Annotated in this window: 10 protein-coding genes; 3 read left to right on the top strand and 7 right to left on the bottom strand. The window is 52.4% G+C overall.

Annotated features, from left to right (window positions below; translation table 11 throughout):
- Window positions 1–8 precede the first annotated feature (8 nt).
- The 3 genes from dpdJ to dpdD are packed head-to-tail and all read left to right on the top strand — an operon-like array spanning window position 9 to window position 7,365.
- Window positions 9–4,577: a protein DpdJ gene (dpdJ, locus tag ACODS1_RS17380; RefSeq protein ID WP_489086644.1), complete on the top strand. Its 4,569-nt coding sequence runs from the start codon at window positions 9–11 to the stop codon at window positions 4,575–4,577.
- Window positions 4,574–5,107 (top strand): phospholipase D-like domain-containing protein DpdK, encoded by a 534-nt coding sequence (dpdK, locus tag ACODS1_RS17375; protein ID WP_489086643.1) that lies wholly within the window; start codon window positions 4,574–4,576, stop codon window positions 5,105–5,107. The genes dpdJ and dpdK overlap by 4 nt, the downstream gene beginning before the upstream one ends.
- Window positions 5,104–7,365 (top strand): protein DpdD, encoded by a 2,262-nt coding sequence (dpdD, locus tag ACODS1_RS17370; RefSeq protein ID WP_489086642.1) that lies wholly within the window; start codon window positions 5,104–5,106, stop codon window positions 7,363–7,365. The genes dpdK and dpdD overlap by 4 nt, the downstream gene beginning before the upstream one ends.
- Window positions 7,366–7,441: 76 nt before the next feature.
- On the opposite strand, the gene ACODS1_RS17365 is transcribed toward dpdD, so the two are convergent.
- From ACODS1_RS17365 to ACODS1_RS17335, 7 genes are all read right to left on the bottom strand, one after another.
- Window positions 7,442–7,807, bottom strand: a complete 366-nt coding sequence (locus ACODS1_RS17365) for a 6-pyruvoyl trahydropterin synthase family protein (RefSeq protein WP_489086641.1) — start codon at window positions 7,805–7,807, stop codon at window positions 7,442–7,444.
- A gap of 74 nt (window positions 7,808–7,881) precedes the next feature.
- On the bottom strand, window positions 7,882–8,514 hold the full coding sequence (gene queE / locus ACODS1_RS17360; RefSeq protein ID WP_489086640.1) for a 7-carboxy-7-deazaguanine synthase: 633 nt from the start codon (window positions 8,512–8,514) through the stop codon (window positions 7,882–7,884).
- Window positions 8,511–9,215 (bottom strand): 7-cyano-7-deazaguanine synthase QueC, encoded by a 705-nt coding sequence (queC, locus tag ACODS1_RS17355; protein ID WP_489086639.1) that lies wholly within the window; start codon window positions 9,213–9,215, stop codon window positions 8,511–8,513. Before queC ends, queE begins: the two co-directional genes overlap by 4 nt.
- Window positions 9,216–9,223: 8 nt before the next feature.
- On the bottom strand, window positions 9,224–10,297 hold the full coding sequence (gene dbpB, locus ACODS1_RS17350; protein ID WP_489086638.1) for a DGQHR domain-containing protein DpdB: 1,074 nt from the start codon (window positions 10,295–10,297) through the stop codon (window positions 9,224–9,226).
- Complete coding sequence (dpdA, locus tag ACODS1_RS17345; RefSeq protein WP_489086637.1) at window positions 10,281–11,591, bottom strand: tRNA-guanine transglycosylase DpdA; 1,311 nt, start codon at window positions 11,589–11,591, stop codon at window positions 10,281–10,283. Before dpdA ends, dbpB (ACODS1_RS17350) begins: the two co-directional genes overlap by 17 nt.
- Window positions 11,588–12,715 carry a DGQHR domain-containing protein DpdB gene (gene dbpB, locus ACODS1_RS17340; RefSeq protein ID WP_489086636.1) on the bottom strand — a complete coding sequence of 376 codons (1,128 nt, stop codon included), beginning with the start codon at window positions 12,713–12,715 and terminating at the stop codon, window positions 11,588–11,590. Before dbpB (ACODS1_RS17340) ends, dpdA begins: the two co-directional genes overlap by 4 nt.
- Window positions 12,712–13,647 carry a hypothetical protein gene (locus tag ACODS1_RS17335; protein ID WP_489086635.1) on the bottom strand — a complete coding sequence of 312 codons (936 nt, stop codon included), beginning with the start codon at window positions 13,645–13,647 and terminating at the stop codon, window positions 12,712–12,714. The genes dbpB (ACODS1_RS17340) and ACODS1_RS17335 overlap by 4 nt, the downstream gene beginning before the upstream one ends.
- Between the last annotated feature and the right edge of the window lie 123 nt (window positions 13,648–13,770).

Below are 13,770 nucleotides of genomic sequence, written 5' to 3'. Positions count from 1 at the left end.
GAGTCATCTTGGAAGCACGAGAACGTTTTCTTGCTTCGGTGTTGGATAGCATCGAAGAGCGTGAAGTAAGGTTGCTGGCCTGGGGCATCGTCGATGGTACCTTCAGCCATGAAGAAATCAGCGATCTACTCAACCCCTTAATTGACACTGCCATCAGTGATGGCCTCGAGGATTTCTTCTCCGTCGAGAGCGTCCTGGCAGAACTTCTGCAGCGCAAATGGATAACTGAGGTGCCCAGAAATGCTGGCGCCACAGGTTACCGATCACGCATGGCTGAAACCGTGCGCTTACTGCAGCGTTTGCGGCAGTTGTTTCCGAAACACGCAGGACCCAACGGATGGCAGCATGCCCCTAGCTTAGTCGCAGACTTTCGCTTTTTGCGTCGTCGACGTCGCTATCCGGCGCGCGACATCTCCGTCGAAGAGGCTTTGCTCATGATCGGTGAGGTGGCCTCAAGTCCAGCGCTGCTAGCAGCTGTGCGTGCTCTGCTAATGCCATCTGGCCGTATGCTCAGTCTGTCCGGCTTTCAAGTACGTGCAGCGGAGCGCATATTGCGTGCTATCGAGACAGGGGTGGATCTGGCGACCATCGTTTGTGCGGGTACTGGCAGTGGTAAGACTCTCGCCTTCTATGTACCGGCGTTAGCGTCGATCTATCGTCATCTGTTGCTGGACGACAAGTCCAAGCGCTGGGTCAAGGCGATCGCTATATATCCTCGAACAGAGTTGCTCAAGGATCAGTTGCGTGAAGTCTGTCAGCGGATACGTTGCCTACAAGCCGGTGTGCCACAAGAGGACAAGGTGTCGGTTTGCGTTGGGGCCCTCTATGGTGATACCCCGCATTCCGCAAAGTTCTGTGATTGGCCAAGAATAGGTAATGATCGAGTTTGCCCGACTCTAGCGTGCCTCGACTGTAGCGGCGAGTTGCGGTGGTTGCATAAGGATCATAGCGAGGGCCGCGAACGATTGGTGTGTGCCTGCTGTGAATCGGTGTTAGATGGCTCCGTGTTCCCGCTCACTAGGGAAGCGCTTAAAAGCTCCGTACCGGACATCCTGTTCACCACTACCGAGATGCTAAACCAGCGCCTCTCGGACAGTTCGATGATGCATCTTTTTGGCGTTGGCCCCAAGGCACTGCATGCACCGGAACTAGTGTTGATGGATGAGGTGCATACTTACGAGGGCAAGCATGGCGCTCAAGTGGCTTACCTCATGCGGCGCTGGCAACGTCTGCTTGGGCAACCGCTCCGCTTTGTTGGTTTGTCTGCGACCCTGCGCGAAGCATCCCAGTTTTTCTCCGCGCTGACCGGTTGTCGCCCTAATCTCGTAGACGAAGTGTCGCCGCGTGCTGATGAGATCGAATTCGAAGGCGCCGAATACATGATTGCCCTGCGCGGTGATCCGGTGTCTCGCAAGGCACTGCTTTCCACCACCATCCAGGCTGCTATGGTGCTACAGCGCTGCCTCGATCCCAAAGCTGCGCGACTGGAAAAGTCGGTCAGCCACGGCGCCTTCGGCCAGCGCACCTTCGTCTTCACTGACAACCTAGATGTGATCAATCGTCTGTATTTTGACTTACTCAGTGCAGAGGGGCGCAATAGCTATGGTGACCCGGACATGCGGGGTGCGCCTGACGGTGGCCTAGCGGTACTGCGCGAGGCCGGAACATCACTCTTACGCTATGCCAACGGGCAAGATTGGCGCTTCTGCCAAGACTTACATCAGGGACTCAAGCATCGCTTGGCGGTAAAGCGGGTTAGTTCCCAGGATCGTGGTGTTGATGCCGACGCAGATGTCATTGTTGCCACCGCCGTGCTGGAAGTGGGATTCGACGATCCAGTCGTCGGCGCGGTGATTCAGCACAAGGCACCGCGCGGTATGGCGGGATTCCTGCAGCGAAAGGGGCGCGGTGGCCGCACTCGTAATATGCGTCCCTGGACAGCGATCGTGCTGTCTGACTATGGCCGCGATCGCGTTGCTTACCAAAGTTACGATTTGCTGTTCGATCCGGAATTGCCGGTCCGTACACTCCCCTTGGCAAACCGATACATTACCCGCATGCAAGCGGTGTATGCCACGATCGATTACTTGGCACTGCGACTGCAGGATGCTTCTGCAGGCAGCGTTTGGAACGACCTGAGCGGTGGCCAAAAATTCAATGCGCAGCGGCGCCAGCGCTTGGTACGCGAATTACGAAATATTCTTGAAACCGAAACGGGCACCCGACGTCTCTCAGACTATCTACGTAGCGCGCTGCGTCTGTCAGATGAAGAATTATCGGCAATATTGTGGGAGTACCCGCGACCGCTTCTGACAACCGTGTTACCGACTGCGCTCCGTCGCCTAGCGACCAATTGGAGTGCAAACGGTAACCCACAACAGGACTACCAAGCATATAACACTCCATTACCGGACTTTATTCCAGGTTCACTGTTCGCTGAGCTCAACTTAGCAGAGGTTGCCATCGATCTGTCAGATCCGCACTCGACAAGCCCTTTCAATGCTTCAGTGATGTCAGTGTTCGCTGCAATGCGCGAGTTCGCACCTGGCCGCGTAAGTCGACGCTTTGGTGTGCGCTATCGTACTGAGCGGCATTGGATCGCACCGTCGCCGAGTTTCCAAAGTGAACCGGGCATGAGCAGCGATATCTTCGGCCTTGATATCGACGCCATAGGCAGTCATGTGCCGTTAGGGGAGTATCTGGTACGACGGGGCGATAAAACTGTAGCGCTGCCAGTTTACCGTCCGGTACGTTTGGCACCGCAATCACCTCCCACGGCAGTGAAGGATTCGTCGAATGCCTCGTTGGAGTGGCATAGTCAGATTATCGCCACCATCGAGCCAAGTTGGTTGACGCCGCCCCTCGGCAGCCTTTGGGCAGAGATCGTCACCCGTATCGGTTTTTTTACGCACTCACGCCACGCACCATTAGAGATACGACGCTTCGCAGTCGGGGCTTCAGCGGAAATTACTGTCGGTTCGGAGAAGGTTCGGGCCGATACAGTGTTCCAACGTGAAAGCCAAGCGGTGGGCCTGGGAGCGCAGTTTTCCGCCGACGGAATGGTGTTCCAGGTCCATGTACCCACGAACTTGCATTTGCGGCAGCATTCTGAAGATGGAGCGAAGTGGCGTTCTTTACGCAGTGCCCGCTTCATTGACCTTGCGTGGCGCGGTGAGCGATTAGCCATGATTCGTAGCCCCTTCATGCGCGAGTGGTTAGCGCAGATCTACCTGTCTGCCCTAACATTTGAAGCGATAGAAAGGCAGATCGGCTTGGCTGAGGCCGATGCCTCCATTCGGCACGGCCAGGCGTCGATATCGCTACCGGACGTGCTAAGCCTTCTATTCCAGTCGCAAGTGGTCGAAGTACATGGCGACGAAATGACCACAAGTAGTCCGGACAAGCTACGCCAGGAATTGGATGCATATCTGCGGGATCCCATTGTGACTGCGGAATTGCATGAGTTTGGTGCCATGCTTTGGGATCCGATCGATTCCAACTGGGAGCCGTGGCTACGCGGGGTCTACCATTCCACCCTTGCTGCTGCGCTTTTACGTTCCATTACGGACCTATGCCCGAGTGTCGATCCGGAAGATTTGACAGTGGACTTAGACCGCGGCCCCGTCATTCCCGGTCAAGCCGCTGGGTACGATTCTCAAGTAATGGAGGCTTGGTTTACTGAGCGAAGTCCCGGGGGAAACGGGCTGATCGAGGAGTTCATGCGGCGTTACGCGGAGGATCCGCGCCGTTTCTTCTCTATCGTGCGTGCCAATCTGGACATGGGGGAATTTGAGTTGATCGACCATCAACTCAAGCAAATGGTTACCCTGCTAGCTGATGATGACGGTAGCGGAGATTCGGGAAGCGCTGAGCTGGTGCGCCAATTCCGTGCTGCTGACAGCCAGGAGGAAATGGCGCGGTCCTTCCGGAGCTTACGCCGAGCGCTTATGCAGGAAGGCTTCTCACCTTTCCACGGTTTTTTGGTTGCGCTTGGTAACCGAGTATTGCGGCCTGGATCCGGCGCAGCGACCGATCTTTACCTTTCCCGAGCACTAAGTCAGTGGCAAGGCGAGGAGATGCGCATAGGCATCGAGGTTGATTTGCGTGTTTTTAGCTATTACTTGAGCCAATCGGACGGAATTGACCGTGTCGTGTCCGATATCGGTTCCCCGGCAGGTGGCGATCGCGCGGCCTGGCGCATTGGTGCTATTTCCGGCCTGCTATGGCCTCGTGGCCGGGCGACACGTCAGTCCGCACTGCAAATAAGGAATCCGTTCATTGAATTGCCCTTAATCGAGCGCCTGCTAGTTGCGGAGACGATTGGCGATGATCGTGCCTGCTTATCAGTTCTGAACGCTGATTGGTTGGGGCAGACTGCCGAGCAACTCACCAATGGCCGTCAAGTGACGCTGACCTGTCCTGAAGTCGAACGTGCTCGCCTGGCTGCGGCGCTCAATATGCTCGTAACCAATCCAATCGAGTCAGGCTATTTGCGTGCGTACGCCCGCCTCCAAGGAATCCGTCAAACCCAATCCATGATAGAGGCTGATATCGAACTGGTTGAGGCGGTGCAATGAACATTCTCTACCGGCGAATTTTCAAGACGCAGACTACTGGCGTCACAACCATCAAAGAGTTGCTACAGACCATGTTTGTGGCTGAGGTGTTGCAACCTGGCGAGGAGATTTGGGTTGTTTCACCTTGGATCAGCAATGTGGTTTTGATCGACAATCGTTCCGGTAGCTTCGATGCCCTCAATCCCGAGTGGGGAAGGCGCGAAATCCGTCTCGCCGACGTGCTTGTGACGTTGATGAACCAAGGAACGAAGGTCAACGTCGTAACCCGCAACGAAGCTAGCAACGATGCCTTCCGTACCCGGATTGCGGAGCTGGCTCGTGAGTATGGCCTGGAAGATCAGCTTGCCGTACACATTCACGACCGATTGCATACCAAGGGCATTTTGCTCACGCGCTGCTTATTGATGGGCTCAATGAACCTGACCTATAGCGGCATGGTGATCAACGATGAGTGGGTCGAATACTCGCTCGACCAGCACGACCTTGGTCGCACACGCCTTGAGTTTTTCCGCTATAGGGAGGTTGCATGATTGACTCGTTGCCACCTAAGGAACAGTTCTGGCTCGAGCGCTTTTTCTCCAGCCGCAATGCGCTGCACTGGGAAGCCATAGCCGGTAGCAAAGCTTCGGCGGCATGGCTGGAGCAGGTTGGCCCTTGGATTGTCGCTTTGGCCACCCAAGGCTCTCAATCGCCTATTGTTTTACCGGTGTTCGATGCTGACGGGCCGTCTCAGTGGTATGCAATGGCTGAGAACGAGACTACGGCAGTCGCGTTGGCGCAGGAACTGACAGCTGTTGTTGGCCCCAGTTATAGCGACTTCCTTGGCCAACCGATTCAGGTCGATTGTAGTGACGAAATCGAGTGCGCTTTGCAGGAACGTTTTGGCCGTTTCGTTTTCCGCATAAGGCCGGTGGATATGGCGGCACGTGGTGAAGTTACACAAGCCTTGCAGTTGTATCTCAGTTTGCTACGACGTCGCCCAGATATCCCGGACCGCACCCAGCGTCCGTTCGGCAAGATTCGTGCTGAGTTTGATCGGGCGCTGTTGGCCGGCAACGAAGCATGTGCTCAACATTTATACGACGAATTGATCGCTAGCGGCCGTATTGACGCGGAACAGCAGAAGTATTTGGAAATCCGTATGCTGGCCGGACTCGGCCGCCAGCATCAGTTGGCGCACAATTACTCACTGATAAAATCCGTTCTTGGCCTGTCCTTACCGACTCAGACCCTCAGCGACTTGATCGAGGCGCTTTATGCAACCTACATCTCCGCCATCGAGAATGAACCGAATGTTGACGCCATCCTCTCCGTATTTCGGGACGATATCGCTCGACACTTTGGCTCGCTGTTTCGGGAGCGGAAAGGAATACGTCAGCCCAATGTACTGAAGGCCTTTCTGCTTTATGAACTAGCACAAGATGAACCAAATATAGGTCGCTGCGAGACCATTGCTACCGCTTATCCGAACTCTGCAGGGCGCGAATTAATCACGCGTTGGTCCAGCCGCTTGGCATCCGTTCAGCCGTCCGGGACTGATACTTGTGGATTTGCAGGTCAGGCCTTGGTTGATGACGATTATGAGTTGGCCTTGCGGTTGTCGTTTGAAGCCTTCCCCGCAACATGGACGTATAGCATCATGCTACGTTGCGCGGTGGAGTTGGACGATGCTGAAATCACCCGGCGGGTGCTTGTGGCGATAAACACAGCGCCTGAGGATGTACGGACAACCTGGACAAAACGTGACTTGGCCAGACTGCATCAGTTGCAGTCGGTGGCCACCTCTGAGGAGTCAAAGGTTCCGCAAAGGCGGCCTGATACAAATTGGCTTGCTTGGGTTCGCTATGTCGAAGCCGGTCGCTACGAGTGGCCACCACTGCAAATCCTCGAGGAAGCGCTCCTGCGCTGGAGCCCAGAGGACTACGCTTCAGATCCAGAAACCTGCCGCCAGTTGGCCGAGAGGATCGGCAATGCTAGTGGCGAGGCGGAGCATGTGTTTCGCGATGCCTTCGCGGCGTTAGTTGAGTTCTTTGTCGATCGCCAGGCTCATCCAGTGCGGGGGTTCATACCTCTTTACTCAATGCTGATCCGCATCGTTGCATGGAGTGGGGTGGTTTCGGCCAATGAGCTTGAACTGGCCTCTGTTCTCATGCATGCGTTAATCAGCCTTGGTCCATCGAAGGACGATTACGTCGAAGCGCTCGATAGCTATGCGGAGATAGTTACAGCCAACAATGCACCCACTAACATCGACTGGGCACTTAATGCGGCTGAAATACTGGTCTTACATAGCTCTCCTGACAGCGAGTCGCGACTGCGCTTTTTTATGGCAGTTGTGGATATGGCACGCACCCACGCTCACCGCCTCAAGCCGGCGCAATTTGCGATTCTGTCCCTGCTGGCAAAGGATTACGGTTGTGCCAACTTACTGGAGGCCTTCCCCTTTAAGGAAGAAGATCATGCCGACACAGTTGCGCATGCAGACTTCGCCGGTCTAATCGGCATCTATACCCTAACTGAGCCAGCTGGGCAGCGCGCACGTCAATTTCTGCGAAAGATCTTACCCATGGCTCGAGTGGAGGTGAACGCTGATCTGGTGGCAACCGAAAAGCTAAAGAATCTGGCGGCGACAGCCGACATCTTCGTGTTTGCCTGGAAGAGCAGTAAGCACCAAGCTTATTACGCTGCGAAGGAAGCCCGGGGCGACATGGAAACCCTTCTCCCTACGGGGAAGGGGAGTGCTAGCATTTTGGGATGTGTCTTGAGCGAAATTGAGCGACATTGCTAAAATTTAGTATCATAAAGATCCCGGTACTACGCGCATTGTCGAGTACGTGATCCGTCAGAACAGACTTCGTGAGAAGTCACCTTCTCCAGCGGAGTACGCAGCGATCGCCGCTTGCTCGGCGCTCGATCATAACGGCGCATAGGCCTGGTATCGAATCTTCCATCTGTGCGCGAATAAAAGCACAGAGATTCTCGATAGTGCCAGATCCTAGACCTTGAACCTCATCAAGGAATCGGTGATCTAGCATTTCTTTTACTCTGGCAATTTCACCGCGCAGATAGCCAAGATCTATAAGCATCCCTGAGGTGGGATCCGGTTGACCAGCGACGGTAACCTCTGCTTCATAGGTATGTCCGTGGATACGTAGACTGCCCTCGGTCTCGATACTGCGATTCAAGGTGTGAGCTGCCTCGAAGAAAAAACGCTGGGACAGTTCGTACACGGTCACGCATTCAGTGGAGGGCTTAACAGCAACCTCAGGCAGACAATCTCTGGGCGCAGTTGCTAGCGAAGACATCAGCGGATCTCCAAGATCTTGTGTGTTTGCACGGAAAGTCGCCATTTAGTATTGGCCTGGCAATAGGCAATGGCAGAGCGGGTATTTTGTTTCTGCATTGGCCCATCCATAGGTTGCAGTAGGTAGTACTGAAAGTCGCTATCAGAGATGGTACCTGGGAGTAGGCCAGGCTGCGGATAAACGAGTTTTAATTCGTGGCCACTACGCTGCACCCAGTCGGCCCCAGCTTTAGGGCTAACACAAATCCAATCGATCCCCGCCGGTGCCAGAATGGTCCCATTGGTCTCGACAGCGATTTCGAATCCCTGATCATGCAGTGCTGCAATCAGGGTTTCATCGACCTGCATTAACGGTTCGCCTCCTGTGAGCACGACATAGCGATGCTCCTGGGCAGCAGGCCATAGTGAGGAAATTCGCTCGGCCAAGGACTCTGCGTTCAAGTACTTGCCCCCCAAGGTTCCGTTGGTGCCCACGAAATCGGTGTCACAGAACTGACAAACGGCCCTAGAGCGGTCAATTTCCCGACCACTCCAAAGATTACAACCTGCAAATCGACAGAACACCGCTGGTCTGCCAGCCCGAAGCCCTTCGCCTTGCAGGGTGTAGAAGATCTCTTTGACGCTGTAGGTCATGCGTCATTGTCTCGCTTGAATGCTTCGAAGCCGGTGCGGCGCAACTCGCAAGCAGGGCATTCGTTGCAGCCATATCCCCAGTCGTGTCTGTGTTGGCGGTCTCCGAGGTAGCAGGTATGGGTCTCTTCTTGAACTAGTTCTACAAAACTAGATCCGCCAAGGCTTTTGGCTAACTCCCAGGTTTCTTTTTTATCCAGCCACATCAGAGGAGTCTCAATAACTAATGGCATGTCCATGCCAAGGCCGAGAGAGACCTGCAACGATTTCAGGGTGTTGTCTCGGCAATCTGGATAGCCTGAGTAGTCCGTTTCGCACATCCCACCCACAAGCACGCTAAGCCCTCTTCGATAGGCAATGGCGGCAGCAAAGGTAAAGAAAAGCAGATTACGTCCGGGGACGAAGGTGTTGGGCAGGCCGTTCTCCTTGAACTCGATCTCCTTTTCAGATGTCATCGCGGTATCACTGATCTGGCCAAGAAGTTTCAGGTCAAGGAAGTGATCGTCCCTTAATTTTTCTCCCCAGCTAGGGTAGTCAGTGCGAAGGCGCTGAAGAATCTGACGCCTGCACTCAAGTTCTACATTGTGGCGTTGCCCGTAATCGAAGCCTATCGTTTCAACATGATCGTATCGATCTAGTGCCCAAGCAAGGCAGGTCGTGGAGTCTTGACCGCCGGAGAACAGAACCAGTGCGTTCTTGTGCATATTGCCTCCTAAAGATTCATATCGGTTTGTTTCTGTCGGTATTCTTTTCTGATTATTTGAGTTAAGAAATCTGAGAGTAGTGCGATATCGCTCGGTGTGTTCTGAACGCCATTCCAAGGACGAATATCACTCTCCGAAAACTTCCATTGGCCACTGGTCCAGGCCGTATGTTTTTTAAGTAAGTTTAGTCCGTCAATGAACCCATCTTTCATGGAGGTGCCGTGCTTAGCGTAAATTTCGTCCATCACGAAGCCAAGGGCAATTATTCCTGCGCCATGTTTTAATCTGGAGTGTCTTGGGCTTAGGCCGTTCCATTCGGGGCCAAATACAGTTCTTACGGCATGGAAGAAATTGTTGATGATCTCAAATGAGCGTCCCTCAAAGTCTTCGTATTGCATTAGTTTTTGAATCGCTCCATCGCTAACAGAGTTCATAACTAATTTTTGCATCGCCGTATCGCTTAACATCCCTCTTGGGTTGGTGTGCTGCTTGACTTCGCAGAAAAGCGAAGAACCAGGAGTCGAGTTAAGAAGGTCAATAATGCGTGCGGCATACTTCCGTTTAGTAAAGCGCTCTGGCAATCCATCAACTGAGGGGAGTAATTCATAGATAAGGGATTTTGGTAGTGGGCGTGCATTGTTAATAAGGACAAACTGTTGTCTCAGTTCGTTGTAGTCTTTGCAAATTAATGCGGAAACGAATACCTGGAACTCACCTTTCTCCATTGTGGCTAATGCACTTAGGCGTTGCTGTCCGTCGACCACGAATCCAGGCTTTTGCTCAGTGCTATCTATTGCCACCTCAACAATACTGTCCCCAGTATCTTTTATAGTAACTCCATCTAGAAACGCAAGAATCACAGCATTCGGTAAAAGGGCGTCCTCGCGACGAAGATAGTCACGAATTTCCTGAATATGAGAGGCGACCTGATGACGTTGAAATCCGCGTAAATGGCCTTCTTCATTTCGGCCGATCCTTTCGATTTCCGAGAAGGCAAGAATTTCTTTCGGGGTCGCGGCAAAAGTAAAGACGTCATGGTTGGGCGCTTGCTTTGCTCGGATGCCTTTAAATCGATAGATCATTTCTTGCCTTTTCTATAGTGCGTTGTAGGTGTCGATGGTATACGCCCAGATTATGGAATCCTCGACGCTTATTTCTATTGCTCGCCCTGAATATTATCGTTTCGACTCCTGCCGATTGGCAGATGGAGCATTGGCATTTTTTCCAAGGCTTATCTATAAGGGTGGGGGTTATCAGGCGGATGCTCTTGGCTACTTCTTTTTCAAGTTCTTCCGTAGATACAATCGAGCCTGAAAGTGTAAGTCGTAAATAGTTGGTTAGAGCACTGATGGTTGCCTCATAGTCAGCTAAACCTTTGTCGTAATCTCGTAAGGTCTGTAGTGCTATGGCTTCTTTTTCTTGAAGTGCTTCCGCGCTTAGAACGCCCCGTTTAATGCCTTGCATTAGTTTCGGGTTTTCTATTGCTTGAGGGATTCTAATTGCGGTGTAATAGTCTAGTTTGCTTGTTGTGTTTTCTAGGTAGTAATTCGATTTTGCGTCTTTAAAGGCTCGAATGAGAGGGGACGTCGAATCGAAGCTTGTGATGCCATAGTTAGTGAACTCGTGGATTCGCTCAGCTTTGGCAAAGCCTAGTAAGTGAATATTAGTCTCCGCCTTGATGCTCGCTCGGAGTTCCTTCAGTACTTCATGTATCTGCTCGACCTTTAGCGGGACCAAGCCACCAATAGCTAGATACCGATACCCCATATCTTCGAGCGATTTTGCAGCTGCTGCCATACTCTTGGGCGACCAGCCCTGAACCGCTCCTAGGGGTTCAAAAGGTCTGCCTGCCTCGTTCGTTAGACGAAGAAATTCTTTTGCGTTAGCAAGTGTTATATTGTAACGATAGATTATATCGTCATCTTGATCTTCTGCAGGTGGATTGCTTGAGTCACAACTAAAAATAATATGGTCAGGAGAGCAGCCGTGAGTGAAGCCTCCATCTGCATAGAAATCTACTACTTCGGCAGGAGCATAGGCTGGTGTGGGGTGTTCTACGTAAGCAAATGCACCGCAGTCACCCATTACCATGGTGTCTTTAAATTTCTGTTCATTTAGTCGAAGAAATTTGCGTGCGCCTTCTCTTAAGAAGCGTTGCTGTTCTGCTGTGGAGTAACGAACTTTAGACTTAGAAACACCGGCAGCAGGGCGTACCGCGCTCATGGATACAAGTAGTCCATCATATGGTGCGGGCGACATCATTTCATGGGCATATTGGTCGTCCCAGTATCTTTTTCTTCCTGGCGCGTTGCGGTCATTGAGGAAGTCATATTCGGGGTCAACGTAGTCTTGTGTGTCAGCGTATAAAAATTTCATGCGCGCGAGCTATTCATATATATTCGAAGTAGAGTGTCCTGCAAGTGCTTAATATCTTGGGGTGTGCTTTGCACTTCATTCCAGGAGACATTGAGTAGCGGCCACTTTCCCGAGGACCAAGCGCAATGGGGTGCTATTTTTTCAACTTCTTTGCGTATGAGGCTGTAGTTGGCGTCTTGTCCGCTTATCTTGGCGCAAACGAGATCCATGATATAGCCCATGGCTGCAATTCCTGCAGAGTGCATTAAGCGACTCTCTTTAGGGTCAAGTGCCCAGTCGTTAGGGAAGCACTCTTTAACAGATTGCCAAAATAAAACTAACAGTTGATACATTGCTTCAACGTCAGTTTTTTCTTCATCGTTTGACTTGTAAGGGTACAGGGCGCCAAGGGGGTTGGTCATGCTGGTGCGGATCATCTTTATGATGGCCGTATCTGTGACTACAGCGTCAGAAGTTTCTCTATCAGAGGAAAGTTTTATAAGTCGATAAAACGGCGAGCGAGGATCCCGGTTTAGTAATCCGCATAACTCGGCAGGCGCTTTTCGAGCGCTCAGTTCTCGCGGCAGGAGTATGGTTCCTGTTTCTGGTAGTAGTTCATTTATTAGCCTTGTTGGTAGCGGTTTGGCTTTGTTGACGAGAATGAACTGCTCTCGCTGAGTGGTTAAGTTGTCTGATACGAACCCGACAACTGGAACTGGTAAGTCCGCATTGTCTGCTTTTGCTAGTGCTAAGGCACGTTGTTGGCCGTCAACGATCCAGGCTGATCGAAGACCTTCAGCATGAAGCGGGATTCTTAAGGTGCCAGCCTGTGCAATTCCCTCATCACCTGTGGGTTTGCTACCGCGAGATGCCATAAATTTTATTTCGGGCGACAGTGCTAGAATAATTGCGTTAGGGAAAAGTACATCACCTTGGTTTAGGTAATTAATAATCCCTTTCACATGGCTGCGTATTTCGGGTCGCTGAAACCCTTTGAGGGTGTCACTGTCGTCTCTTGAAATTCGGCTAATATCAGCAATGCGCACCAAGTCAGATCCGCGAATAAAGAGTGCGTAAACATCCAGGTTATCGCCTTGGGTGGTACGCAGCGCGCGCACAACAATTTCTTGATCTTTTCCGCTCATACTTTACTCCGTAGTATGCTGCGGCTTTTTAGTTCTAGCCATAAACCCCTGAAACGAGATTGTTCGCATGCAACCAGTGCATCGTCACGCAGGTAGCGTAGAAGGCGAGAGGAACTACCCTTTTGAGCATCCCATGCTTCGATCATTAACGCCTTCACTTCTTCATCTGAAGCACGGCGCCTTTTTATAGTGCCTAGCAAAGGGAGTGCATCCATTGCTGCGATAACGGCTTGGTAATCTGCGCTGGCGGAGTTAGCAGAGGCGTCAGTGATCTCAACAAAGTGTCGCATAGCCCTTTGTGGGAAGTCGGCCCGAGTGCCGGCGAATCGCGAACTTTCAAGGCGATCGTCATAAGGCATGGCCAAAGAGCGGAATTGCTTCGGTAGTCGTTCAATGCCAGGACGTGAGGTGAAAAATCTCAGCTTGGATCGATTGTCAATCTCGATCCGTTCTAGATCGTTCGCAACGAGGTCGATGTAGTTCGCCGATAGCGCTATCAGGATGCGTTTAATGTCTGTGCGCTTAGCAAGCGTCGCTAATGGGTTGGGATGCTGCCAGTGATTATTGACCGCGTCCCACCAGTCGGAAGGGGTCAGCCCCATACGCGCTAGCCATGGGCGAATGGAGTTGGACTCTGCTGCGACAGTTAGATTGTAAGACGGGCAAGGATGTTCGTCCCTGATCAAGCCTAGGCCTGTTGAGGCGAACATCAGCTTCGCATCGAGTTTCTGGGCCACCCATTTCGCGTCTTGCACGCTCCTGCCAGTGTAAAGCGACCCAGCTGGGCGAGTGAAGGTCCTTGCCTTTACCTGCTGTATCCAGGTGGCCGCCATGGCCGCTAGCGACTGGTTCTGAGCGGTGCATAGCTCCAGTGGGGGGGGGCCCCCGAGCCGCTTGCGGTTTGTGCAGTTGGTGATGATGACGGTGCTCATGAAAACTGCTGCATCTCTGCGTTGAAGGGTTGCAGTTATTTCTGGGTATGCAATCCTACCATCGAATAACTGCATGGGGCAGCGCAATTGGTCAGTTGTGATCCCCTTGTCGGCACCAGGTGG

This window comes from Pseudomonas sp. FG29, from assembly GCF_057809355.1.
Note: the sequence above shows the minus strand (reverse complement) of the source record. Positions and strands in the feature narration are given on the sequence as shown.

What these genes read in the sequence shown, in the direction of transcription:
- dpdK (WP_489086643.1), top strand. Translation starts at nt 4,574, where the DNA reads ATGAACATTCTCTACCGGCGAATTTTCAAGACGCAGACTACTGGCGTC.
- dpdD (WP_489086642.1), top strand. Translation starts at nt 5,104, where the DNA reads ATGATTGACTCGTTGCCACCTAAGGAACAGTTCTGGCTCGAGCGCTTT.
- queE (WP_489086640.1), bottom strand. Translation starts at nt 8,514, where the DNA reads ATGACCTACAGCGTCAAAGAGATCTTCTACACCCTGCAAGGCGAAGGG.
- queC (WP_489086639.1), bottom strand. Translation starts at nt 9,215, where the DNA reads ATGCACAAGAACGCACTGGTTCTGTTCTCCGGCGGTCAAGACTCCACG.
- dbpB (WP_489086638.1), bottom strand. Translation starts at nt 10,297, where the DNA reads ATGATCTATCGATTTAAAGGCATCCGAGCAAAGCAAGCGCCCAACCAT.
- dpdA (WP_489086637.1), bottom strand. Translation starts at nt 11,591, where the DNA reads ATGAAATTTTTATACGCTGACACACAAGACTACGTTGACCCCGAATAT.
- dbpB (WP_489086636.1), bottom strand. Translation starts at nt 12,715, where the DNA reads ATGAGCGGAAAAGATCAAGAAATTGTTGTGCGCGCGCTGCGTACCACC.
- ACODS1_RS17335 (WP_489086635.1), bottom strand. Translation starts at nt 13,647, where the DNA reads ATGAGCACCGTCATCATCACCAACTGCACAAACCGCAAGCGGCTCGGG.